Here is a 22,428-nt window from a genome sequence, read left to right on the forward strand (position 1 = left end):
ACGACCGGAAACGCGCGCAGGGCAAGCGCCACAACCAAGCCCTCATCGCCCTCGCGAGACGACGCTGCGACGTTCTCTACGCAATGCTCCGAGACGGCACCATCTACCAACCGCCCCTAGCCCTTGCCGCTTGACAAGACCATAGGGACACCCCCCTACCCGAGCTCTTCCGCGAGCTTGCGCGCGCCGCGGACGGCGAGGGCGACGCTCATGAGCGTGGGGTTCATGGTGGTGGCGGTGGGGATGAGTCCGTTGCCGCCGACATAGAGGTTGTCGATGCCCCAGACGCGCGAGTAGGGGTCGGCGACGGTGGTGCCGTCGTCGGCACCGCCGGCGCGCATCGTGCCCTGGTAGTGGAGGCTCGACCCGTTGGGGAGCAGGCGGGGTTCGGCAATGAAGGTACCGAGCGCTTCGCCGGCCCGGCGCAGGTGCGCTTCACCGTCGGCGATCTCCGCCTTTTCGACGTCGGTGAGTGCGTATTCGACGGTCATGTTGGGGAAGCCGCGGTAGTCGAGTTCGTCGTCGTGGAAGGTGATGCCGTCTTCGACTCGCGGGTGTTTGCGCATGCCGTAGCCCATGTTGACGTAGCCCCAGCGGTTGCCGGCGTGCGGATGCGCGGGGTCGAGCGGGAACGGTGGGTTTTCGGCGTACATGACCTGCAGGGAGAAGGGGTGGTCTGGCTCGGAGAAGGGGATGCGGTTGACGGCGCCGACCGGGTCGGCGGGGTTGAGCGCGCGGCGAGCCAGCTCCTCTTCGAGGTCGGCGTCCGACGCGAAGCGGGCCATGCCTTCTGGGTCGAGGGCGACGGTGGAGATGACGACGGGGTGTTCGGTGAGGTAACGGCCGAGGGCGGCCGGGCGGATGCCGGAGGCCCAGAGGAGCTGCGGGGAGCGGAATGCGTCGGCCGCGACGACCACGGCGTCGGCGGGGAAGAAGCTGGTCTCGCCGGTGCGGAGATCTTCGATGGTGACGCCGGTGACGCGTGCCCCGTCACCCGAGCCGTCTCGTTCGACACGGCGGACGAGGGTGAGGTCGCGCAGCTCGAAGCGCTCGGCAAGCGGGTTGCCTGCCTCGACGAGCGGGCCGAAGACGACGTCGGCGCCTGCCCAGCGCACGGTTCCGTCGGGTTGGGCATCGCCGGCGACGGGTAGGGTGCTGGGCCCGAAGCCGTCGGGGAGCTCGTCGGCGAACTCCTCGGCGAGCAGTGATCTGATGGCGGCACCAACCCCGGAGTCGGCGAAGGCGGCGGACTGCACGTGCAGTAGGCGCTCGGCGTTGGCGAGCAGTTCGTCCCACTCGGCGCTCTCGATGAAGTCGACGCGCTCGCTGAACTCGGGCGCTGGCGTGGCGCAGGTCCAGTGCGCGCCCATGCCACCGACGTTGGTCGACGCAGCCGCCGCGGGGAACGTCTCGGTGTGCGCAGAGCCGTCGCCGCCAAAGTCGAGGAGGTGCGTGCCCTGTCTCGCCGTGAACATGCCTTCGACGACGGCCGTTTCGGGGATGCCGAGGGACTCGCGGAAGTCACCGGCCTGCGGCCCCTGCGAGCGCTCGCGTGCGCGCTCCTTCTCGGCGGGGTCTGCGATGTTGCGCACGCTCTCGCCTGGGATGTCGGTGAGCTGAGGGCCGGCTTCGAACATGGTGACGCGCACGTCGGGGCTTGCTTCGAGGAGGATCCGCGCGTAAGCGGCCCCGATCGGTCCGCTGCCGACGATCGCGACGACTGGGGTGCTGGTCATGTGCTTCCTCCTTGGAAGTGAGTGGTGGTGGTGGTGGTGGGATGCGCTCAGCTGCGCGAGGCCGGCACGTTCGGGGCCTCGACGACGGGGATGCTGCCGGTGTCGTTGGAAAGGCGTCCAGGCGGCAGCAGGAGTGCCGCGACGAAGCCGACCGCGTAGGCGATGGAGAGGCCGATGAAGATGGGCGCGAACACGTCGCGGTAGATCTGCGCGATGGTGGCTTGGAAGGCCGGTTGGCTGCTGTGGACGAGCTGCGGGGTGAGGCCTGCGGCGTCGAACCCGAGTGGGAGGAGGGCTGCGACGCCTGCTCCGATCACGCCGCCGATGATGGCGGTGGTGACGGTGGAGCCGACTTGCCGGACGATGTTGACGCTTGCGGTGACGGCTCCCGTCGCCCCCTTGGGCGCGGCGCTCTGCACGACGGTGACGATGAGGCTCATGAACGAGCCGGTGCCGAGCCCGACGCCGAACATGACGACCATGGGCACCCAGAGCGGGAGGCCGACGGGCAGCGCCGACATGATGAGGAGGCCGACGGCGCCGAGGGCTGTCCCGATGATCGGGTAGACGCGGTAGCGGCCCGAGCGGCTGGCGAGGAATCCGGTCAGGAGGTTGCTGACGAGCATGCCCATGACGGTTGCGATGGGCACGAGACCGGAGATCGTCGCGGAGGTGCCGTAGGCCATCTGCACGTACGTGGGCAGGTAGGCGGTGATGGAGAAGAGGCCGACGCCGATGATGGCGGAGAGCGCGGTGCCTGCGGCGACGGTGCGGTTCCTGAAGAGGTAGAGGGGGACGACGGGGTTCTCTGCCCGAACCTCCGCCCAGAAGAACAGCGCGAAGGAGGCGAGCGCGATGCCGAAGGCCGACAGCGCGGGTGTGAGCTGCTCGGGGTCGGAGACCCAGGTCACGCCGAGCACGAGGGCGACGAGCGCGAGCGTGAAGGAGAGGGATCCGAGCACGTCGAAGCGCGGTGCGGAGGTGCGGGGGATGCTCGGGATGGCGATGAGCGCGAGGGCGAGGGCTGCGACGCCCACGGGGAGGTTCACCCAGAACACCCACTGCCAGCCCCAGTTGTCGGCGATGAGGCCGCCGAGGAGTGGTCCGATGAGGATGGCGATGGGGAACGCGGCGCCGATGATCGCCATGTACTTGGGGCGAGCGCGGGGGCTGGTGACCTGGGCGATGATCGTCTGCGACATGAGCTGCAGGCCGGCTGAGCTTATGCCCTGGAAGACGCGCGCCGCGATGAGCAGGCCCATGTTCGGCGCGAATCCGCAAGCGAGCGAGGAGATAAGGAAGAGCGCAAGCGAGGTGAGGAACACGGAGCGTGGGCCGACGATGTCGCCGAGCTTGCCGAGCACGGGCAGCAGCACGGTGCTGGCGAGCGTGTAGCTGACGACGACCCAGCCCATCTGCTCGAGCGCGCCGAGGTCGCCCGCGATGGTTGCGAGTGAGGTCGACACGACGGTGTGGTCGAGGGCGCCGAGGAAGGAGACGGTGAGGAGGGATGCAACAAGGAGACGGAGTCTCGTCGGTGAGAGTGGCATACATGGACCCGAACGATCGGGCGATCTACGCGACATGGTGTGCCCTCGGTCGCTGCGTCGCGGCCGGTGACGGGGTTCGTGGAACCCCCTGCGTCTCGACTAGACTAGCGATACTTATGTTGAAAAACAACTAAAGATTGTCGGTGACTGGCGCATGTGGGGTCGTGGATGCGCCTGCCGGCGCCACAATGGATGCCTGGAGCCGGAGGTCCGCGAGGAACGGCGTCAGCTCATCCGGCCAGACGGATGCGCGCGCCGCGTCAATCGCGCGGCGCAGCTCGCGTCGAGCCGGCTCCTCGAAGCCCGCCCGCACCACGTGTTCGCCCGCACCCGACCTGGTCACGACGCTCGCGCATCCAGTGCCCTCATCGACCTCGACCTCGACTTCGACGGCCCCCAGGGCACAGACGCGCAGCCACGGCACCTGCGCCGCCCCCAGCCAGGTGACCACCACGGGCACGCCGTCGGGAGACTCCAGCAGGACCGAACCCGAGCGGGGCTTGAGCTCGCGACCACCGGCGCTGGCAAGCTCTCGCGCCCAGCCGAGCGCGTCGCGCAGCACACCGGTCGACACCGCTCCGGCGGCCTCGACCGTCACGATATGCGGCCGAGACCCCTGGGCAGTAACAGCGTCGCGGGCCGCTGCGATGAGCTCACGCGGCTGGAACCGACGCACGATGCTCACCGGCAGACCAGCGACCCCGGCGGCGCCGCGCTCGGAGACGGCATCCTCGGTGACGCGCGCACCGACCCCGCCGCGCCCACCCCCCCCCCGGCGCCACGCATCAGCACGTCGTCCACATCGGGCACATCGACGACTCCGACACCGTCAACGACGACCCCCGAGGCTCCGCGAGCCAACGCCGCGTCGACCTCTGCCGACCAGCCGCCAGGGGCTCGACCGTCGACCACGACGACCGCACCGACCGGACTCGCGGCGAGCTCGACCGTCAGCGGCAGCTCGGCGACCGCGACCCGGTAGGCCTCGGACGCCCGATGCCCCTGCGCCGACAGGAAGATCGGGACGCGCGGACTCATGCGGCACTCGCTGCGATGTGAGCCTCCGCCGCATCGGCGAGCGTGACGGCAAAACGAGCATCCTCGAGCAGCTCGTCGTACTCGAGCGGACCCTCGCCCGCGAGCAGCTCTGCGAGGGCCAACCACTCCGCCTCGTAGCCATCGAGCGGCCCGCGCGCCGGCACAGCCACCGACCCGTCCACGTGGCGGACCACGACGCGAGCGGCACCATCGTGCACGAACGCGGGCGGGTACTCGACGTCGACGCGAGCGCCGCCGGCCGACGCGGTCAGCCGCCACCGCGCATCCGCTCCCTCTTCGCGCATGACCGCGAGGAGGTGAACCCGCGCCCGCCCGGCGCGATAGCCGAGCGCGTAGCCGAGCGGAGCCACGAACCTCGCGAAGGTCATGCCGTCGAAGCCAGGAAGCAGGTCACGGACCGCGGGAAGATCGTGGACACCGAGACCCGACACGAGCTGCCGCACGATGCCAGCCTCGACCTGCGGCGGGAGACCCGGCGGCGGGAAGCGCGCCGGCGACGCGCCCCCGGCGGCAACCTCGGTGACCAGGCGGTGATACCGGTCGTTCGGCGGCAACGACAGCGTGACCGTGACCGCGTCGACCGGCGCCCGCAGACCCGCGATCGCTCGGCGAGCCTGCGCCCAGCCGGGGTCAAAGAGGTGGTTCGTGCCCACAAGGAGCGCGACGCCGCGCGACCGGCACTCCGCGACGAGCTCCTCCGACTCGGCGAGAGTCGTCGCGAGGGGCTTCTCGCAGAGGATGCCGACTACGCCCGCCTCGAGCGCGGCCCGCACGTGCGCCGCATGCGCTTCGGGCGGCGAGCAAATGAGAGCGACCTGCACCCGCTCGTCCCGGAACAGCGCGTCGACGCTCGAGCTCGCGCGCGCATCCACCCTCGCGGCCAGCTCGGCGGCACGTCCGCTGCCCGAGTCCGCGACGTGGACCACCTGGAAGTGGTCAGGCAGGCGAGCCAGGGTGGGCAGATGCAGTGCGGACACCCCGGGTCCCGCGCCAATGACGCCGACTGCCCACATGCGACCACCCCTTCGTGCTCTTTTGCATTTTCTCAGCACAAGAATGCTGAAGATGAACATATCTAGCCCGAGACACGGGCGCAAGGTCGACATCTTCGGTAAGGTTCGCGCATGAGAGAGTCAACGTTGCGCTTTGGAGCACAGACCGACGAAGTCACGAGCCTGCTGCGCGTGGTCAACCTCGTTCGCCTCGGCGAAGCGGTCACTCGACCGCAAATCGGCACGGTCACAGGACTGGGCCGAGGCGTGGTCACGCAGCGAGTCGAGCAGGCCATCCAGATGGGCTACCTCGAAGAGGGCGACGTTGGACCATCCTCCGGTGGGCGCGCCCCGCGCACGCTGCGCTTCCGCGGTGAGAACGGCCTCATCGTCGTCTGCGCACTGGGCGCCCTGCACATCCACGTCGGCCTGACCGAGCTCGAAGGCGACGTCATCGCCCAGGCCCACCTCGACTGGGACATCTCGCGCGGACCCGCCGCAACCCTCGACGCGGCACTCGAACTCGTCGACCAGCTGCTCGAGGCCGACCGGAAGACGCGGAAACACGAGATTCCGGTGTGGGGCATCGCCGTCGGCGTCCCCGGCCCCGTCGACTTCGAGTCCGGTCGGCCGGTCGCGCCGCCGATCATGCCGGGGTGGAACGGGTTCGACGTGCGACGCCGATTCGAGCAGCGCTTCGACGCCCCCGTCTGGGTCGACAACGACGTGAACCTGCTCGCCCTGAACGAGCGCACAAATCGCCAGGTGCCGTCGATCGACCTCATCTACGTCAAAGTCGGCTCCGGTATCGGCGCCGGCCTGGTCTCGCGAGGCCGCATCCACCGTGGCGCCAACGGGGCCGCCGGCGACATCGGCCACGTCAAGGTCCCCGGCGCCACCGTGCAGTGCCGCTGCGGCAAGATCGGCTGCCTCGAGGCGGTGGCGGGCGGATGGGCGCTGGTTCGGGATGCGCAGCTCGCGATTGACGACGGCGCCACAGGCCTGCTCGCGGCCCGGGTGCGGGACGGCGACAAACTCAACCCGGAGCTCATCTCGATGTCGGCCGAGGACGGCGACGCCCTCGCGATCCAACTCGCACAGGGCTCCGCCAAGATTATCGGCGAATCAATCTCGGCCCTGGTCAACATGTTCAATCCGAAGGTCATCATCGTCGGCGGCGCCCTGGCCGGAGCCGGCGAAATCTTCCTCGCCGAGGTGCGCCAGCGCGTCTACGAGCATTCGCTGCCACTGGCCACGCGGGACCTCAACATCGTCGTCTCGGCCAACGACGTGCGCGAGCCCATCAGGGGTGGCGCCGCGATGGTTCGCGAACAACTCTTTGAGGAGACCTTCCCGCGGTGGTTCGCCGACGGTCGCCCCACGCTGAAGGGACTCGAGCTGCCGCATTAGGAGGCACGGGCACAAGAGCCCGGCTCACACACTTCTTCCGGTTTTCGACATAAGCGGGTAGGTTTCCCCCTAAAGCCGTTAAGCGGCCGTCACAAAGGAGTGTCATGCCCAGAAACGTCCCACGCAACTGCGCGTCGGAAGCACCCCGCCCGTGAGTCTCGCGATCTTGCTCGACGATGCCCTCCACAGCGAGGAAGACGGGTTCTCGCTTCGCGTCTCCCTGCCGTGGATCCGCTCGCTGCCACTGTCGAGCCTGCACGAACTGCGCGTCACCGTCGACGACGTCGCGGTCGAGCTGCCGGAACGCGCACCGAGCCCGACCTGGTGGTTCGTACAGGACCGCATCGTGGTGCGCTCCACTGCAAAGCTCACGCCGGGCGAGCACAACGTCGTCGTCGCCTTCAAGCTCCTCATCCCGAACATGGGCGCGGCCCCCGGACAACCGCTCATCCTCCCCTTCGCGGCGGCACGGCGGCTCGAGCTCGACGCCGCACTCCCCGCGCCCCGAGCATCCCGCGACGTGCACCTCGCGACCGTCGGAAGCGCCGCATGAGCGCGCAGCTGCCAACGGGCTGGACCCTCGCGGCCTCCGCCTTCAACTGGTCACCCGAGCTCATGGTCGCCGACCGCACCTCGCCCGAGATCGCCGCTTCCATCGGGGGCTCCGGCGTCGCGAGCGTCATCGAGCTCGAGGCCGCGCAGACGTGGCGCACCTTCCCACGGCCGACCGACGACGAGACGGCGCGCATCCGCGAGACCCTCGACGCCACCGGCACGTCGGTGAGCATCGTCGGCGCGAGCCTCGACGACTGGCTCTCGGCGACCGAACGCCGCTCCGAAGACGAGCGCTTCGAGTTCCTACTCCCCCAGCTCCGCGCCGCCCAGCGACTGGGCGCAGAGGGCATCCGCCTGCCGATCGGCCAGGCCGGCCCGGCACTGCTCGAGCGACTCCTCCCCCACCTGCACGAGCACTCCCTGACCCTGTACGAGGAGCTCCAGGGGCAGCAGTCGCCCGACAAGCCGCAGCACGCAGCCGCCGTCGAAGCGGTCGCCGCGATCGGCGATCCCCGCATCCGTCTGCTCGTCGACATCAGCATGCTCATGCCGTCGCTGCCGCCGAGCTACCTCGCGAAACTGCGGGCGGGCGGCGTGCAAGCGACGCTCGTGGATGCGCTCGAGCGCGACTGGCGGAACCCCGCGACGCTCGCGGCTGTGCAGGGCGCGCTCCGCGACGGCTCGGTTCCACCCCGGGTGCATACGATGTTCATGAACCTCGTCATCCGCTTCGGGCGTACGGATGCGCGTGAGCTGCGGGAGGTGCTGCCGCTCGTGGGCGGGGTGCATCTCAAGTTCTGGGATCTCGACGACACCGACGGGCGCATCTCGAACCCCATCCGCGACATCTCGGCCGAGCTCGCGCGGGTCGGTTTCACTGGCACACTCTGTAGCGAGTGGGGCGGCCACGAGTGGATCGAAGACCTGACCCCCGAGCAGGCGACACGCGCGCACCTGGCGCTCGCCCGCACGGCGATCGCGGAGGGTGCATCCGCCGCCATCGGCTGAGGCGCTGCATCGCCTCTCACTCGCTCCAACTCTCCCCACCTCCACACCCGCGGCAAACACACAAGATATGCAGGTTCCCGCCGGCGGGAACCTGCATATCTCGCGTGGATGCTGGCGGCACGGCGGCTGCTAGTCCTGTTTCGTGGAGAACGCGGAGTCGAACGCCGCCTCCGATGGCCGGTACGAGGACAGCTTGCGCACGAAGCCGAGCGCTTCGGGAGCGCCGACGAGGCGGTCCATGCCCGCGTCCTCCCACTCCACCGACAGAGGACCCTCGTAACCGATCGCGTTCAACATGCGGAAGCAGTCCTCCCACGGCACGTCCCCGTGCCCGGTCGAGATGAAGTCCCAACCCCGCCGCGGATCCGCCCACGGCAAATGCGACGACAAGCGCCCGTTCCGGCCATTACTGAGGCGCTTCTTCGTGTCCTTGCAATGCACATGGAAGATGCGGTCCTGGAAATCCCACAAGAACCCCACCGGATCGATGTCCTGCCACACCATGTGCGAGGGATCCCAGTTCAACCCGAACGACTCCCGATGCCCGATCGCTTCCAACGCCCGCTTCGTGGTCCAATAGTCATACGCGATCTCCGAGGGATGCACCTCGTGCGCGAACCTGACCCCGACCTCCTCGAACACGTCCAGGATCGGGTTCCACCGGTCCGCGAAGTCCCGATAGCCCGCATCCACCATCGCCTCCGTCGCCGGAGGGAACATCGCCACGTACTTCCAAATACTCGACCCCGTGAACCCCGTCACCGTCTTCACGCCCAGCGCTGCGGCCAGGCGGGCCGTGTTCTTCAGCTCCTCCGCAGCCCGCTGACGCACCCCCTCCGGATCACCATCGCCCCACACCCGGTCGGACACGATGTCCCGGTGGCGCTCATCGATCGGATCATCACACACCACCTGCCCCTTCAGGTGGTTCGAGATCGTCCACACCTTCAAGCCGTTGCGCTCAAGGATGTCGAGCCGACCTTGGACGTACTCCGCGTCATCCCACCGCCACGGATCCAGATGATCACCCCAACAGGCAATCTCGAGGCCGTCATACCCCCACTCCCCCGCGAGCCTGGCGACCTCCTCGAACGGCAGATCAGCCCACTGACCGGTGAACAACGTGACAGGACGAGACATGTTTCTCCTCTTAACTAGCGTTCTCGAATGCTGTTGCTGTGCCCGCGCTGCTCAGACAGCAACGGTGCTGCGAGCGTGGGTGTCGACCCACGCGCCGTCGGCGGCCGAGCTGCGCTCGACGGCGTCGAGCACGCGCTGCACACTGAGCCCTTCGTCGAAGCTCGAGTGCAACGGGGTTCCGTCGACGATGGCGCCCACGAGGTCGACGACCTGGTGGGTGAAGCCGTGCTCGTACCCGAGCATGTGGCCGGCCGGCCACCAAGCGGAGACGTAGGGATGCGCGGGCTCGGTCACAAGGATCTGCGCGAAGCCCTGCGCACGGCTGTCGGCAGTGCGGTCGTAGTACTGCAGCGAGTTCAGGTCTTCGAAGTTCCAGGCGAGGGCGCCGAACTCGCCGGACACCTCGATGCTCAGCGCGTTCTTGCGGCCCGTCGCGAACCGGCTCGCGTCGAACGAGGCGAGCGCCCCGCCCGACAGGCGGCCCGTGAAGACCGCGATGTCATCGACGGTCACCGAACCGGTGCCCGAGCCGTCGGCGAGCGGCCGCTCGGCGATGATCGTCTCGATCGTGCCCGAGACGCGCTCGACGCGTTGCCCCGTAACGAACTGGGTCAAGTCGATGGCGTGCGCCCCGATATCGCCCAGCGCGCCCGAGCCAGCGAGCTCCTTCTGCAGGCGCCACGAGAGCGGCGCCTCCGGGTCGACGAGCCAGTCCTGTTGGTAGGAGGCGCGCACCTGATGGATGCGCCCGATCTTGCCCTCGGCGATGAGGTCGCGCAGCAGCGTCACAGCGGGCACGCGGCGGTACGTGAAGCCGACCATCGACTTGACGCCGCGCGCTGCCGCCTGCGCTGCCGCATCCGCCATCGCCTCGCCCTCAGCCACGGTGTTCGAGAGCGGCTTCTCGACGAGCACGTGCTTGCCCGCTTTGAGCGCGGCGACGGCGATTTCAGCGTGCGAGTCACCGGGCGTGACGATGTCGACGATGTCAATGTCGTCACGCGCGATGACCGCGCGCCAGTCGGTCGCCGACTCCTGCCAGCCCCACTGAGCGGCGGCCTCAGCGACCGCCGCGCCGTTGCGCCCGACGACAACCGCCATCTCGACCTCGGCGGGTAGGCCGAAGACGCGGGGCGCCTGCCGCCAGCCGACCGAGTGCGCGGCTCCCATGAAGCCGTAGCCGATCATGGCCACGCGCAACGGCCGCGTCACGCGAACACGACCTCACGCTCGACGGGCACGCGGTTGGTGACGTAGCGGCCCGGGGCGATCTGCATGTAGAGGAGGCGCATCGTGAGCACGACCTCGACCGTGAGCTTGTCGCCCGCGGCGGGCACCTCATTCAGGGGAATGACGATGTCCGGCTTGTCCGCGAGGAACCAGAGCGTCTCGGACTGCTCGGGCAGCTCGTCGATCTCGTACGAGCGGCCCTGCAGCACGAAGCGCAGCTTGTCCTTCGGGATGGAGACCCCGTTGACGTTGACCTCGACGTTGTCGACGGCCGACAGCCAGAGGCTCCGATACCAGGGGATCTGCACGGAGACGCTGATGCCGTCGTCCCGCCTGGTGACGTCGTTCTCTGCGAAGAGAGAGTTGTGAGTTGCCATGATGTGTCGCTTTCTCGACTTAGGCGACCGTGAGGCTGTTCGCCTCGGCCGCGGTTTCCTCGATGGCACGGCGCATGAGCGCGTGCTGTTGGCGAATCTGCTCGACCGGGTCGCTCTCGCCGAGGTCGGCGAACGCGTGGCCCTCCCATTCGCTCGAGAGATAGCCCTGGTAACCGCCCCTAACGAACTGGCGCACGATGCGCGCGGTGTCCATCGCCGGCTCCTGGCCGTGCTCGTCGATGTCGTAGAACTTCGCGTGGACGTGGAACATCTGGGGCATGATGTCGAGCCACTCCTCGGCCGGCACGAGTCCGTGCATGTTGAAGGCGAGGCGTGTGAACGGGCCGAGCCGGGCGAAGTCGAACTTCTCCGCGGTGAGGAAGTCCTCGAAGGCCTGGTTGCGCACGTGCATCGGCTCAGGGCGGCGCCAGATCTCGTCCATGACCGGGAAGTACTCCTCGGGCATGCCCATGTTCTTGAGCGTGCGCAGCAGGCGCGGCGAGAGGCTGTGCATCGTCGAGCTGAAGTCGGCCGTGAAGCCGAGGCGCTCGCTCCCGAGCTCCTCGTACATCTCGCGGATCGCGAGGATCTGCGGGGCGTTCGGGCCGGACGGCGCGTGGATCTCATAGCCGAGACGCTGATCGTACTTCTCGGCGAGCGGCAGCAGGCGCGCGAGCAGCTCCTTGCCCGCCGAGCGGATGACGACCGTGCGGAAGCCGAAGTCGTAGGCCGTTGCGAGCTGACGGGCGAAGAACTCGTACTCCTCGTCCGGTGTCATGTCGCGGTCCTTGCGGCGGCCCATGTCGAGGTTCGTGCCGACTGCGCTGGGCTCGAGGCCGTCGCGCTCGAGCGTGTCGCGCCAGAACTTCACGAACTCGTGGTCGGTGTCCGGGTAGGTGCGCAGCAGCTGCGCGATGTTGAACTCGACTCCAGTGCCGAGCCCTTCCTTGTGCACGGCCTCCACGAGCGTCTCGGGGGTGTAGAGGCCGGCCGCGAACTCCGACGTGAGCGAGTAGAGGGTGATGCCGAGCTTGATGCCCGTCCCTGCGATTCCGTCTGCCATGGTGTTCTCCTTGATGTTCTGCGTGACGTCGCCGCGGTCAGCTGCGTACGGGCAGCGCATGGTGGGCGGCGAGGATGCGTCGGGCCTCGGCGGGGTCGGTGATCATGCGCGACCCCGCATCCGCTGCTGCTGAGCGCTGCACGGCGTGCTCGGCGCGGATGATGTCGAACGGGCTCTGCCAGTGGTTCCAGTGCCAGCCCTCGTACTCGCTCGAGACAGCGCCCGAGTAGCCCTGCTCGACGAGCAGCGCGATGAGCTCGCGCACGGGCACCGAGGGCTCTTCGCCGTGCTCGTCGATGCCGAAGAACTTGCCGTGCACGTGCTTGACCCACGGCATGATCTCGAGCCAGTCCTCGACTCGCGCAGGGCCGAAGAGGCCCGTGCCGTTGATGGCGAAGTCGATGCCGAAGTCAGGGCGGCCGTGCTTCGCGGCGAGGCCGATGAATGAGCCGAACCGCTTGCCGTGCACGCCCTGGTCGGCGGGCGGCCCTTCCGCGTAGTAGCCGTCCCACAGCTCGACGAGCTCGGAGAGCAGCTCCTCGGAGGCGCCGCGGCGGCGGTAGGCCTCGACAGCGGACGGGGCGAAGCCCTTGACCGTGGCACCCCAGTCGGCGGTGAAGCCGAGGTAGGGCGAGCCGACCTGTTCGAAGCGGTCGCGCAGCGCGAGGATGCGCGGGTGCGACGCGTACTGGTCGGCGTGCACCTCGAGGGCGAGGGTGACGCCGTGCTTCTCGGCGATGGGCGCGAGCAGTTCCATCGAGTCGGGCGTGATGGAGATCTGCACGCGGGCGACGGGGAAGCCGAGCTTGGCGGCCGCCTCGATCTGGCGGGTCATGTACTCGACGAGCTCGTCCTGCGAGAGCAGGCGGTCGCGGTGGATGCCGATGTCGGCGTTGACCGCGAGCGAGGTGCGCACGAGGTCGAGCTCGTCGACGAGGTCGGAGAACCAGCCGGCGAACTCATCGGTGATGTTCGGGAAGCCGCGGATGCTCGAGAACCCGATGAGCTCGAGGCCGGGCCCGAAGCCCTCGGCCGCGACTTTGCGGATGAGGCCTTCGAGGTCGTACTCGCGACCGTGGAATGCGCGGGTGAAGCTGTAGAGGGTGACTCCCTGGATGGGAGTGCCGAGCTCGCTGCTCATGCGGAGACCGCCTTCATCGTCTTGGAGTTGTGTTCTTCGATTCGGAGCACACCGTGATCGGTCACGATGTAGGGGATGTAGAGCTTCAGGTCGACCTCGACGGTGTGGTCTGCGTCGCCCGACGCGAGGGGGATGTCGCCTTCGACGATCACCGAGTCGGTCGGGAACCACCACTCGCTGGTATCACCGGCGAGCTCATCGGGTGCGTAGGTCTTGCCGTTCATGGTCCAGCGCAGCGACTCGAGCGGGGCGGCGATGCCGTCGACCGAGAGGCCGAACTCTGAGATGCAGGATGCGGGGAGCGAGCGGTACCAGGGCAGCCGCACCTCCACCGAGGTCCGTGTGCCGTTGGTCTTGAGCGTGTCCTGCTCGATGATCCGATCAGGAATCATGGTGGCCTCCTAGCCAGTTGTCAGTGCGAGGGAAGTGCGGGTTAAACGGTGCGGGTGGTGGACGCGAGGGCTGGCTCGGCCGTGAGCTTGGCCGCGATGTCGCGGGCACCCTTCACGGCGAGCGCGACGCCCGTGAGGGTCGGGTTGCAGGCCGTGGAGGTGGGGATGACGCCGTTGCCGGCGACGTAGAGCCCGGAGACTCCCCAGACCTCGCTGGTGGGCGAGCAGACGCTTTCGCCGTCGTCGACCTGCCCCATTCGTGTGGTGCCTTGGTAGTGCAAGGAGGCACCGAAGGGCAGACGCATGACGCGCTCGTCGAGGGGTTCGCCGACGGCGTCGCCGAGTCGGCGCAGCTCTGCCTCGGCAGCGTCCATCACCTCGCGGTCCCGGTCGGTGACGGTGTAGTGGATGCGCACGGCGGGCATGCCGTAGCTGTCGAGGTGGCCGTCGGTGAAGAGCACGCGGTCGTCGCGCTGCAGTTCCTTCGCGCAGAACATGCCGAGCCCGACGATGGAGCCTGGGATGACGGCGTCGTCGAAGGCAACCGGCACGGGGGACGCGTCGAGCTGCATGATCTGCCCGTGGAACGGCTTCTCGTCGGTGTAGGGCACCCAGCTGACTCCACTCGTCTCGCTGATGGCGCCGGCGGCCTTGGCTGCCGGGGCGTCGCCACCACTGGTGTTGCCGCCGGCCTGCTCCTGCGCTTCGATGCCGGTGATTCGGGCTGCGAAGACGACCTGAGATTGGTCGTTGAGGTAGCGGCCGAGTGCCTCCGGGCGAATGCCCGAGGCCCAGAGCACCTGCGGGGTGCGCAGCGCGTCCGCTGCGACGACGACGACCTTGGCCGAGACCTCGCTCGTCTGCTGGGCGCCGCCCTCGGAGAGGTCGCGCACCTCGACGCCGCGGGTTTCGCCGCCGTCGGTGACAATCATCGTGACGAGGGACTCGTCGAACAGCTCGAAGTTCGTGTTTTTGCGCGCCACGTCACCGAGAACGACGTCGGAGCCCGACCACACGAGCCGGCCGTCGTCGCGCCGGCGCACGGCGAGCGGCATACGCTGCACCCGCGCCTCGGGTACCCGGCCGGGGTCGACGACGGGGGCGAGGCGATCGCGGATGAGCTGGCTGAACGGTGCGTCCTCGAACGCGTCGGTGGTCACCCCGAGGAGCCGCTCGGCCTCGCTCAGCAGCTCGTCGAGCTCGCCGGTCCCCGACTCCTTGTCTAGGAAGGCGATGCGCTCGCTCTCGCCTGGGCGAGGGCAGGCGCCCGTCCAGTGCGCGGACATGCCGCCCACGTTGCTCGACATGGCTGCGACGGGTAGGCCGTCGCCACCGTCGACCGAGAAGTCGCCGTCCGGCAGCAGGTAGGTGCCTGGTCGCGACTGCCGCTTGCCCTGGGCCAGCGCGACCGGACTGTTGAGCTTCGCCGCCGCCTCGCCCGGTCCCTCCGAGCGACGCTGCGCGAGGCTGCGCTTCTCGGGGTCTTCGATGTTCTTGACGTGCGCACCGGGTGGATTTGAGACGGTCGGGCCGACCTCGAACATCGCGACGTGCAGCTCGGGGGCGAGCTCGCTCAGGATGCGCGCGTAGGTGGCGCCCGCCGGACCGCTGCCGACGATGGCGACGTCGACGGATGCTGGGTAGCGACTCATGCCGATGCTGCCGTTTCACGCACGAAGGCCACAGATGCCGCCGATTCGATCGTGGGGTTGTACTCGAGGCCGATGGGCCCGTCGTAGCCGGAGGCCCGCAGCACCGAGAACTTCTCGGCCCAGTCGAGCGAGCCGCTGCCGGGCTCGCCGCGGCCGGGCGCATCCGCCAGCTGTACGTACTTGATGATCTCGCCGGCGTTGGCGAGCTCTGCCTGCATGTCCTCGCCCTCGACCGCCGAGTGGTAGATGTCGTAGAGCACGCCGAAGTGCGGGGAGTCGACGCCGCGGGCGACGTAGACGGCCTCCGAGGTGCGGTCGAGCAGCGAGCCCGGGTGGTCGACGCGGACATTCACGGGCTCGAGTACGAGCGTGATGCCGGAGCCGTCGATCTGCGCGATCGCCTTCTCGTAGATCGCGACAAGGTCGTCGAGCTGCGTCTGGCGCTTCGAGCCGCCGAAGCCCGTGCCGCTGCCGACGACGATGCGCGGGCAGCCCAGGTCGTGGGCGATGGTGACGCCTTCGTCGAGCTTGCGGTAGAACTCGGAGTGGTCGCGGGGCGGGATCATGAACTGCGTGCGCGGCTCGGAGAGCTGGGCGGTCAGCTGCGTGCCGGTCTCCTCGAGCGCCGCCTTGAGCGCCGGGAGGTCTTTGGGCTTCGCGGGCGCATCCACCCCCGTCGGGCCCCACATCTCGACGGCGTCGAAGCCGGCTGCTGCGGCGGCGCGGACACGGTCGTGGTAGTCGCCGGCCTCAGTGAAGAGCAGTTCGATGTTCGGTGCGAGTTGGTACATGGCTTGGTCCTTTTTGCGGGGTTCGGAGGGAGTCGGGTGACGAGCGCTCAGAGGCGGTCGGCGAGCTGGCGGATGAGGGAGTGCTGACGACGGACCTGCTCGATCGAGCGCCACGGTTCGCGTTCGCCCTCGTATTCGCTCGAGAGGTAGCCCGTGTAGCCGGCGTCCATGAGCGCCTGGAGTACGGGCTCCCAGGGGATCTGCTGGTCTTCGAGGTGCTCGTCGATGTCGTGGAACTTCGCCTGAATAAAGACGACGTGGTCGATGATGTCGGCGATGTCGGCCGGGTCGACGCCGATGCCGTCGAGGAAGTCCGGGCGCTTGCCCGGCAGCTCGCCGGGGCGCAGCGGAATCGGCCGGTCCTGGAAGATACCGGTGTCGAGCAGTAGTCCGAAGTGCTTCGTGCCGGTGCGCTTGATGAGCGCGATGTAGTCGTCGACGACCTCGTGCTTGATGGGCGTTGGCGAGTGAATCTCGGGGCAGATGATGACGTCGAGCTCTTCGGCGAGCGGGAGGCTCAGCTCGACCGCCTCCGTCCAGCTGTGGTGCGGCACGAGGTCGCTCGTGACGACACCGATCTTGGGGCGCACGAACCTGAAGCCGAGCCGCTTCGCGAGGCGCAGGTCGCGTTGCAGGATGTCGGCGCCCTCCGCGGCCGTGAGGTCACGTGCGGCGGGCCCACTCGAGTGCAGCCTGGTGTCGATCCACGAGCCGTAGTTGGTGGGCGCGAGCGAGTACTTGTCGAGCAGCGCGAACCACTCGGCGACCCACTCTTCGCTCGGGTTCGGGTAGTTCGGGATGTGCCCCTCGCCGAGGATCTCGACGCCGGTCGCGCCGAGGTCGGCGATCGATCGCAGCGCCGTCTCGAGGTCCATGACGGTGCCGTAGTCGCTCATGTAGCTGTAGAGGGAGACCCCGTACTTGAACTGCGCGCCCGCCGCCTCCGGGGTGAGCGTGACGTGCTTCGTCACCTGGTAGCGGCTCGGCTGGTGCTCGAGCGGGATGTATGACATGCGCAGGCGGAGGTCGATCGAGAGTTCGTGCACGCCGTCGGGCAGGCCACCCTCGAGCGGCACGGTGACCGTGGCGGGTTCGTCGAGCTGCCAGCGCACATCCTTCGACGCCCAAAGCTCCTCGAGCGTGTAGCTGTTCCCCTGAAGGGTCCAGAGCGGCACGGTCGGGTCGACGTCGAGGATGCCCGGGATGCGCACGCCGACCCCGTCGATGAGGGATGCGGCCATGCCGCGGTACGACGGCATGCGGAGCTGGAACTGGAATCCGGTGATCCGGCCGCCTTCGGCGTCGCGCACGTTGCGGAAGCCGACGGACTGAATCAGGTCTCTCTCGAGAAGCATCGTTGCTCACTCTCTGTGTCTGTGCCTCCACTCTACGCACTTATGTCGGTTTTCGGCATAAGAAAGACTGATGTGCGCCTTAGGTGCAGCGGATGCGCGAAGCAGACTCCGAGCAGCGCCTGGCTCGAAGCCGCCTCGGCGCAGACATACGAAGAAAGCATGCTCATCGGGTGATGAGCATGCTTTCTTCGAATGGTTGCGCCGGCTCAGGTGGCCGAGGCGGCTTGGACAAGTCAGGCGAGCGCCTGCACCTCGCGCATGCTGCGACGGATGAGGGCGTGCTGTCGCTGCACGAGCACAAGCGGGTCGACCTCGCCGAGGTCGGCGAACGCGTGCCCCTCCCACTCGCTCGACATGTAGCCGGAGAACCCGCCGCGTACGAACTCCTCGACGATCGCGCGGTAGTCGATCGCTGGCTCGTCGCCGTGCTCGTCGATGTCGTAGAACTTCGCGTGCACGTGCAGGATCTGGGGCATGATGTCCGACCACTCGCGCACATCCACCCGCCCCTGCATGTTGAACGACAGGTGGGCGAGCGAGCCGAGGATGCCGGGGTTGATGCCGCGGCCCTCGAGGTAGGCGATGAAGGCCTGCTGACGCTCGCGCATGGGCACGTCAGTGCGCCAGATCTCCTGCAGCTTCTCGACTGCGGCATCGTCGAGGCCGCGCTTCTTCACCGAGCGCAGAAGCGTCGGCGCCATGCTGTGCATCGTCGACGAGAAGTCGGCGACGAAGCCGAGCAGCGGGGAGTCGAACTCGTCGAAGACCTCGCGCACCTTGACGATCGGCTCGGCGTTCGGCCCGAGGGGTGCGTGAATTTCGTAGCCGAGCTTGAGCTCCAGCTGCTCAGCGATGGGCAGGATGCGCCGCAGCAGCTCGGGCTTCGCACTCTGGATGCGCACGAGCGGGAAGTCGAGCTTCTTCGCCGACTGCAGCAGCGTCTCGGTGAACTCGAACTCCTCGTCGAGGCTCATGTCGCGCGAACGGTTGCGGCCCATGTCGAGGTTCGCACCGAACGAGCTGGCGTCGAAGCCGTACTTGTCGAACGCGCTGCGCCACTTGGTGACGAACTCGTCGGAGACGTGCGGGTAGGTGGGCACCATCTGCGAGGCGACGATCTCGATGCCGGGGCCGACGCCGAGCTCGGCGACGCGGGCGAGGAGCGAGTCGAAGTCGTACCAGCCGGCCGCGAACTCGGCGGTCGCCGAGTAGAGCGTGAGGCCCAGCTTGAACGGGTCGCTGTCACGCGCCTCGGCGAACTCGCCAAGCGCATCCGCCGCCGACGCCTCGAAGTACGGCGTGGTCGCCGCTTCAACCGTGTCGCTCGCGACGAGCGTGCGGGTCACGTCGACGTGGTTCGGCACATACAGGCCGGGCTCGGTCTCGCTGCCCGGCTTGATCTGCATGTACGGCAGGCGCAGGTCAGCGACGAGGCGAACCTCGTGCTTGCTGCCGTCGGCGATGGGCTCGTCGAGCTGAACGATGAGGCGGGGGCGGTCCTGCAGGAACCACAGCACCTCAGACTGCTCGGCGAGCTCGTCGAGGGTGTAGCTCGATCCGCGGAGCTCGAGGCGCAGCTTCGACGGGTCGACCTGGACGCCGCCGATCTCGAGCGCGAGGCCCGTGACCGACGACAGCCAGACGCTGCGGTACCAGGGGAGCTGCAGGCTGAGGGCCGCGCCGTCCGGATGCGGGAGAAGGCTCTGCTCGCTGAGCAGGGTGTCTTGCGTTGCCATGTGAGGTCTCGATTCTTAGTGCTTGAGTCCGCCAGCGAAGCCCTGCATGAACTGCTTCTGGGCGACGAGGTAGAAGATGAGGATCGGCACCATCGAGATGATGACGATCGAGAAAATCTGGTTCCACTGCGAGACCAGTGCGCCGACGTAGTAGTACATGGCCACGGGCAGCGTCTGGAAGTCGGAGCCGCCGAGGAAGATGAGCGACGTGAAGAAGTCGTTCCACACGATGAGGCCGGCGAGGATCGCGACCGTGCCTGTGGCCGGGGCCATGAGCGGCAGGATGATGCGGAAGAAGACCTGAGTGGGGCTCGCCCCGTCGAGGGCGGCTGCTTCCTCGTAGTCGGTGCCGAGACCACGGAAGAAGTTGGCGTAGAGGAAGATCGCGAGCGGCAGCAGCATGCCCGTGTAGAGCACGATCATGCCCCACAGCGAACCGGTCAGGCCGAGGGCGCGGGCCCCCATGTAGAGAGGGACGGTGCCGAGCTGCGTCGGCAGGATGATCGCGATGAGGAAGATGTAGTACGACACCTGCGTCCAACGGCGCGTGCTGCGCGTGATGACGTAGCCCGCGAGCGCCCCGAGGATGACCATGCAGAGGATCGTGCCGCCCGTGATGATGATGCTGTTCAGCAGGCCGAGCAGTACGTTCGACTGGCCGGTCGCTGTCATGACGTTGGCGAAGTTCTCGACCGTCCACGTCGCCGGGAGCTCGGTCGCCTGCGTCGAGAAGACCTCCTGGTCGCTCTTGAACGCCGTGATCACGAGGAAGTAGAACGGCAGCAGGAAGACGATGGCGACGAGCCAGACCGCGATCTCCCGCAGCAGCGTGAACTTGGTGTACCTGAACATGTCAGCGTCCCTTCTCGGGGCGTTCGGCCGTCAGCTTCTGCTGCATGACGGCGAAGATGAGGATGATGACGGTGAGGATGAGGGCGAGCGCCGCGCCGTAGCCGAAGTTGCCGAGCGAGAAGGTCTGCTTGTAGACCTCGGTCGCGAGCGTCTCGGTAGCTCCGGCAGGACCGCCGCCGGTGAGGGCCATCACCTGGTCGAAGATGCGGAGGCCGTTCACGAGTCCCAGGGTTGTCGCGATCGCGACGGCCGAGCGGATGGACGGCAGTGTGATGTACCAGAAGCGCTGGAAGAGGCTCGCACCGTCGATGGCGGCCGCTTCCTCGATCTCGACGGGCACGCTAGCGAGGCCGGCGATGTAGATGACCATCGTGAAGCCCGTGTTCTGCCAGACGATGACGATGAGCACCGCCCAAATCGACCAGTTGGGGTCTGCGAGCCAGGCCTTCTGGTACTCGGCCAGGCCGAGCATCCCGAGAAACGCGTTGAGGGGGCCGTTAAACTCGAAGATGAACTTCCAGATGTACGCCACCGCGAGGGGGCTGAGCACGACCGGCATGAAGAACAGCGTGCGGAGAATGTAGCGGCTCTTGAGGCCGCGGTTGAGGGCGAGGGCCAGGATGAGACCCGCGACGTTGGTGAGGATGACCGAGCCGAACGCGAGGAACAGGGTGTTCCCGACGGCCCCGATCTTGGTGGGGTCCGCGAAGATCTCAGCGAAGTTGTCGAACCCGACGAAGGTGAACGAGCCGATGCCCGACCAGTTCGTGAAGGCGAAGAAGCCTCCGGCGGCCGTGGCGGCGTAGTGGATGAAGGCCACGAGCACGAGGCCTGGCAGCACCCACCACCAGTGGCCGAATTGGAGAAGGGGGCGGCCCCGGCGGGGACGAGCGGTCTCGCTCGTCCCCACCGGCGACTGACCCTCAGCAGCAGTCTCGGTCTTGCCGTCGCTGTGCAGTGTCGCAGTCATGAACTGGTTCCTTTGCTACGTGTCGATGGGGTGGGGCTGGCCGGTCCGTCAGCTCAGCTGTCCCACGCCGCATCCATCGCCGAAAGGACGCTGTCGACCGTGGTCTGGCCGGTGAACAGGCCCTGGACGCCCTTCTGCAGCTCGTCGTAGACAGCCTGGTTCGGCCAGAGGCTGTTCGGCAGCGGCGTGTAGGAGCCATCCGTGAGGAGCTGCTCGACGCTCGCGTACGGCGATCCCTCGAACTCGTAGTTGTCGATGCCGGAGACGGGGAGCGCGCCGGACACGTCGGAGAAGAGCTTCGCGCCCTCGTCGCCAGCCACCCAGTCCAGGAACGCCTGGGCCGCTTCCTGCTTCTCACTCGCCGCGTTGATGGAGAGCGAGTAGTTCGAGCTCGCGAGCACGTACGGCTTGCCGCCGTCAGCCGTCGGGAACGGCTCGATCGAGAAGTCGAGGTCGGGGTTGGCCTCGGCGAGCTCGTTCGCGGAGGAGCCGGGGAGGAAGCCGCCGAGCGAGGTGCCCTGCGTGATGTTGTTCGTGATCACGTCGAAGCCGGCGCCCTCGGCACCTGGCTGGAAGCATCCCGCATCCTTGAGGTCGATGATCGTCTCGAGCGTGTCCTTCCAGCCCTGCGAGTCGGCGAAGGTGACGTCGCCGGCCGCGCGCTGCTCGTTCCAGTCCGGCGTCTCCGCGTAGACGCGGGTCGCCGAGATCGACATGGCCGTCATGCCCGTGTTGGGGCCGGCGGCGCCTGCGATGACGATCATCGACTTGCCCTGCGAGGTGAGGTCGGCGCACTTGCCGACGAGCTCGTCGAAGTCGGCGGGGTAGCTGGCGACGCCTGCCGCCTCAGCCGACGAGTTGCTGTAGACAAAGCCTGCGACCGTGAAGTCGACCGGCTGCGCGAGCACCTGGCCGTCGTAGGTGTACAGCGCCTCGCCACCCTCGGGGATGACACCGGATGCGCTCTCGCCGAGTGGCGCGAGGAAGCCCGCCTCGCCGAGGCTGAGCACGGCCTGGCCCTGACCTGCGCCGGGGGCCGTCTGGATGACATCCGGCGCGTTTCCGGCCTGCAGCTGCGTGCGGAGCGTCTCGCCGTAGCGGTCGTTCGGCTGCGGGTTGAGCGTGATCGTGACGTCGGGGTTCGCTTCCATGTACGCATTGGCGAGAGCCTCGTACGGGTTCTCGAGGTTGTTCGAGGTTGCGTACGTGAGGGAGAACTCAGTCGCTCCGCCTTCTCCGGTGCCGCCGCCGCCGCCGCTTGCGCAGCCGGAGAGAGCGAGGACACCGGCAACCGGCAGGGCGAGTGCTGCGCTGAGGCGCATCCGCTGGGTACGGGAGTGAGACATGAGATTGCCTTTCTTGACAGCGTTGTCGAAGATCCTCCGGCTGTACCGGAGCTGGCTTCAGTCTCCCAGTCTT

21 protein-coding genes and 1 pseudogene are annotated in these 22,428 nt (G+C 67.9%); 4 read left to right on the forward strand and 18 right to left on the reverse strand.

Features of this window, described 5'->3' with window-relative positions:
• Positions 1–134: pseudogene (locus ACPYN9_RS15155) on the forward strand (IS110 family transposase); the annotation flags it as partial.
• Between the two features lie 21 nt (positions 135–155).
• On the opposite strand, the gene ACPYN9_RS15160 reads toward ACPYN9_RS15155, so the two are convergent.
• The 5 genes from ACPYN9_RS15160 to ACPYN9_RS15180 all read right to left on the reverse strand — a co-directional run bounded on the left by ACPYN9_RS15160 (position 156) and on the right by ACPYN9_RS15180 (position 5,358).
• Positions 156–1,736 (reverse strand): GMC oxidoreductase, encoded by a 1,581-nt coding sequence (locus ACPYN9_RS15160; RefSeq protein ID WP_424467379.1) that lies wholly within the window; start codon positions 1,734–1,736, stop codon positions 156–158.
• A gap of 47 nt (positions 1,737–1,783) precedes the next feature.
• The gene (locus tag ACPYN9_RS15165) at positions 1,784–3,286 is read right to left on the reverse strand and encodes an MFS transporter (protein ID WP_424467380.1); all 1,503 of its coding nucleotides are present in this window, start codon (positions 3,284–3,286) and stop codon (positions 1,784–1,786) included.
• Positions 3,287–3,416: 130 nt separating this feature from the next.
• Positions 3,417–3,971 (reverse strand): hypothetical protein, encoded by a 555-nt coding sequence (locus ACPYN9_RS15170; RefSeq protein WP_424467381.1) that lies wholly within the window; start codon positions 3,969–3,971, stop codon positions 3,417–3,419.
• The gene (locus ACPYN9_RS15175; protein WP_424467382.1) at positions 3,968–4,324 is read right to left on the reverse strand and encodes a hypothetical protein; all 357 of its coding nucleotides are present in this window, start codon (positions 4,322–4,324) and stop codon (positions 3,968–3,970) included. The genes ACPYN9_RS15170 and ACPYN9_RS15175 overlap by 4 nt, the downstream gene beginning before the upstream one ends.
• A complete protein-coding gene (locus ACPYN9_RS15180; protein WP_424467383.1) occupies positions 4,321–5,358 on the reverse strand; it encodes a Gfo/Idh/MocA family protein in 1,038 nt (345 codons plus the stop codon). Before ACPYN9_RS15180 ends, ACPYN9_RS15175 begins: the two co-directional genes overlap by 4 nt.
• Positions 5,359–5,469: 111 nt before the next feature.
• Here ACPYN9_RS15180 and ACPYN9_RS15185 point away from each other — a divergent pair, with 111 nt between their 5' ends.
• From ACPYN9_RS15185 to ACPYN9_RS15195, 3 genes are all read left to right on the forward strand, one after another.
• Complete coding sequence (locus ACPYN9_RS15185; RefSeq protein ID WP_424467384.1) at positions 5,470–6,747, forward strand: ROK family protein; 1,278 nt, start codon at positions 5,470–5,472, stop codon at positions 6,745–6,747.
• Positions 6,748–6,898: 151 nt separating this feature from the next.
• Positions 6,899–7,300 carry a hypothetical protein gene (locus ACPYN9_RS15190; protein ID WP_424467385.1) on the forward strand — a complete coding sequence of 134 codons (402 nt, stop codon included), beginning with the start codon at positions 6,899–6,901 and terminating at the stop codon, positions 7,298–7,300.
• Positions 7,297–8,310, forward strand: coding sequence for a restriction endonuclease subunit R (locus tag ACPYN9_RS15195; RefSeq protein ID WP_424467386.1), 1,014 nt, complete (start codon positions 7,297–7,299; stop codon positions 8,308–8,310). Before ACPYN9_RS15190 ends, ACPYN9_RS15195 begins: the two co-directional genes overlap by 4 nt.
• 129 nt (positions 8,311–8,439) lie before the next feature.
• Here ACPYN9_RS15195 and ACPYN9_RS15200 read toward each other — a convergent pair whose 3' ends face one another.
• From ACPYN9_RS15200 to ACPYN9_RS15260, 13 genes are all read right to left on the reverse strand, one after another.
• Entirely contained in the window at positions 8,440–9,450 is a 1,011-nt protein-coding gene (locus tag ACPYN9_RS15200; RefSeq protein WP_424467387.1) for a sugar phosphate isomerase/epimerase family protein, read from the reverse strand.
• A gap of 51 nt (positions 9,451–9,501) precedes the next feature.
• Positions 9,502–10,638: a Gfo/Idh/MocA family protein gene (locus ACPYN9_RS15205; protein ID WP_424467450.1), complete on the reverse strand. Its 1,137-nt coding sequence runs from the start codon at positions 10,636–10,638 to the stop codon at positions 9,502–9,504.
• A gap of 20 nt (positions 10,639–10,658) precedes the next feature.
• Positions 10,659–11,057 carry a C-glycoside deglycosidase beta subunit domain-containing protein gene (locus ACPYN9_RS15210; RefSeq protein WP_424467388.1) on the reverse strand — a complete coding sequence of 133 codons (399 nt, stop codon included), beginning with the start codon at positions 11,055–11,057 and terminating at the stop codon, positions 10,659–10,661.
• A gap of 19 nt (positions 11,058–11,076) precedes the next feature.
• Positions 11,077–12,120, reverse strand: a complete 1,044-nt coding sequence (locus ACPYN9_RS15215; protein ID WP_424467389.1) for a sugar phosphate isomerase/epimerase family protein — start codon at positions 12,118–12,120, stop codon at positions 11,077–11,079.
• A gap of 37 nt (positions 12,121–12,157) precedes the next feature.
• Positions 12,158–13,261, reverse strand: a complete 1,104-nt coding sequence (locus ACPYN9_RS15220; RefSeq protein ID WP_424467390.1) for a sugar phosphate isomerase/epimerase family protein — start codon at positions 13,259–13,261, stop codon at positions 12,158–12,160.
• The gene (locus ACPYN9_RS15225; protein ID WP_424467391.1) at positions 13,258–13,653 is read right to left on the reverse strand and encodes a C-glycoside deglycosidase beta subunit domain-containing protein; all 396 of its coding nucleotides are present in this window, start codon (positions 13,651–13,653) and stop codon (positions 13,258–13,260) included. The genes ACPYN9_RS15220 and ACPYN9_RS15225 overlap by 4 nt, the downstream gene beginning before the upstream one ends.
• 41 nt (positions 13,654–13,694) lie before the next feature.
• Positions 13,695–15,305, reverse strand: coding sequence for a GMC oxidoreductase (locus ACPYN9_RS15230; RefSeq protein WP_424467392.1), 1,611 nt, complete (start codon positions 15,303–15,305; stop codon positions 13,695–13,697).
• A complete protein-coding gene (locus ACPYN9_RS15235) occupies positions 15,302–16,096 on the reverse strand; it encodes a TIM barrel protein (protein ID WP_424467393.1) in 795 nt (264 codons plus the stop codon). Before ACPYN9_RS15235 ends, ACPYN9_RS15230 begins: the two co-directional genes overlap by 4 nt.
• 47 nt (positions 16,097–16,143) lie before the next feature.
• On the reverse strand, positions 16,144–17,451 hold the full coding sequence (locus tag ACPYN9_RS15240) for a C-glycoside deglycosidase beta subunit domain-containing protein (protein WP_424467394.1): 1,308 nt from the start codon (positions 17,449–17,451) through the stop codon (positions 16,144–16,146).
• Between the two features lie 233 nt (positions 17,452–17,684).
• A complete protein-coding gene (locus ACPYN9_RS15245) occupies positions 17,685–19,187 on the reverse strand; it encodes a C-glycoside deglycosidase beta subunit domain-containing protein (RefSeq protein ID WP_424467395.1) in 1,503 nt (500 codons plus the stop codon).
• A gap of 15 nt (positions 19,188–19,202) precedes the next feature.
• Positions 19,203–20,039 (reverse strand): carbohydrate ABC transporter permease, encoded by an 837-nt coding sequence (locus ACPYN9_RS15250; protein ID WP_424467396.1) that lies wholly within the window; start codon positions 20,037–20,039, stop codon positions 19,203–19,205.
• Position 20,040: 1 nt separating this feature from the next.
• On the reverse strand, positions 20,041–21,009 hold the full coding sequence (locus tag ACPYN9_RS15255) for a carbohydrate ABC transporter permease (protein WP_424467397.1): 969 nt from the start codon (positions 21,007–21,009) through the stop codon (positions 20,041–20,043).
• 53 nt (positions 21,010–21,062) lie between these two features.
• Positions 21,063–22,355: an ABC transporter substrate-binding protein gene (locus ACPYN9_RS15260; protein WP_424467398.1), complete on the reverse strand. Its 1,293-nt coding sequence runs from the start codon at positions 22,353–22,355 to the stop codon at positions 21,063–21,065.
• Positions 22,356–22,428 lie beyond the last annotated feature (73 nt).

The organism is Pseudoclavibacter helvolus, assembly GCF_049707175.1.
GTDB lineage: Bacteria > Actinomycetota > Actinomycetes > Actinomycetales > Microbacteriaceae > Pseudoclavibacter > Pseudoclavibacter helvolus_A.

Excerpts from the sequence above, each read along its gene's own strand:
- ACPYN9_RS15165 (WP_424467380.1), bottom strand. The coding sequence starts at position 3,286 with ATGCCACTCTCACCGACGAGACTCCGTCTCCTTGTTGCATCCCTCCTC.
- ACPYN9_RS15230 (WP_424467392.1), bottom strand. The coding sequence starts at position 15,305 with ATGAGTCGCTACCCAGCATCCGTCGACGTCGCCATCGTCGGCAGCGGT.
- ACPYN9_RS15185 (WP_424467384.1), top strand. The coding sequence starts at position 5,470 with ATGAGAGAGTCAACGTTGCGCTTTGGAGCACAGACCGACGAAGTCACG.
- ACPYN9_RS15200 (WP_424467387.1), bottom strand. The coding sequence starts at position 9,450 with ATGTCTCGTCCTGTCACGTTGTTCACCGGTCAGTGGGCTGATCTGCCG.
- ACPYN9_RS15160 (WP_424467379.1), bottom strand. The coding sequence starts at position 1,736 with ATGACCAGCACCCCAGTCGTCGCGATCGTCGGCAGCGGACCGATCGGG.
- ACPYN9_RS15245 (WP_424467395.1), bottom strand. The coding sequence starts at position 19,187 with ATGGCAACGCAAGACACCCTGCTCAGCGAGCAGAGCCTTCTCCCGCAT.
- ACPYN9_RS15260 (WP_424467398.1), bottom strand. The coding sequence starts at position 22,355 with ATGTCTCACTCCCGTACCCAGCGGATGCGCCTCAGCGCAGCACTCGCC.
- ACPYN9_RS15240 (WP_424467394.1), bottom strand. The coding sequence starts at position 17,451 with ATGCTTCTCGAGAGAGACCTGATTCAGTCCGTCGGCTTCCGCAACGTG.
- ACPYN9_RS15250 (WP_424467396.1), bottom strand. The coding sequence starts at position 20,039 with ATGTTCAGGTACACCAAGTTCACGCTGCTGCGGGAGATCGCGGTCTGG.
- ACPYN9_RS15220 (WP_424467390.1), bottom strand. The coding sequence starts at position 13,261 with ATGAGCAGCGAGCTCGGCACTCCCATCCAGGGAGTCACCCTCTACAGC.
- ACPYN9_RS15205 (WP_424467450.1), bottom strand. The coding sequence starts at position 10,638 with ATGATCGGCTACGGCTTCATGGGAGCCGCGCACTCGGTCGGCTGGCGG.
- ACPYN9_RS15235 (WP_424467393.1), bottom strand. The coding sequence starts at position 16,096 with ATGTACCAACTCGCACCGAACATCGAACTGCTCTTCACTGAGGCCGGC.
- ACPYN9_RS15225 (WP_424467391.1), bottom strand. The coding sequence starts at position 13,653 with ATGATTCCTGATCGGATCATCGAGCAGGACACGCTCAAGACCAACGGC.
- ACPYN9_RS15255 (WP_424467397.1), bottom strand. The coding sequence starts at position 21,009 with ATGACTGCGACACTGCACAGCGACGGCAAGACCGAGACTGCTGCTGAG.
- ACPYN9_RS15175 (WP_424467382.1), bottom strand. The coding sequence starts at position 4,324 with ATGAGTCCGCGCGTCCCGATCTTCCTGTCGGCGCAGGGGCATCGGGCG.
- ACPYN9_RS15180 (WP_424467383.1), bottom strand. The coding sequence starts at position 5,358 with ATGTGGGCAGTCGGCGTCATTGGCGCGGGACCCGGGGTGTCCGCACTG.
- ACPYN9_RS15210 (WP_424467388.1), bottom strand. The coding sequence starts at position 11,057 with ATGGCAACTCACAACTCTCTCTTCGCAGAGAACGACGTCACCAGGCGG.
- ACPYN9_RS15195 (WP_424467386.1), top strand. The coding sequence starts at position 7,297 with ATGAGCGCGCAGCTGCCAACGGGCTGGACCCTCGCGGCCTCCGCCTTC.
- ACPYN9_RS15215 (WP_424467389.1), bottom strand. The coding sequence starts at position 12,120 with ATGGCAGACGGAATCGCAGGGACGGGCATCAAGCTCGGCATCACCCTC.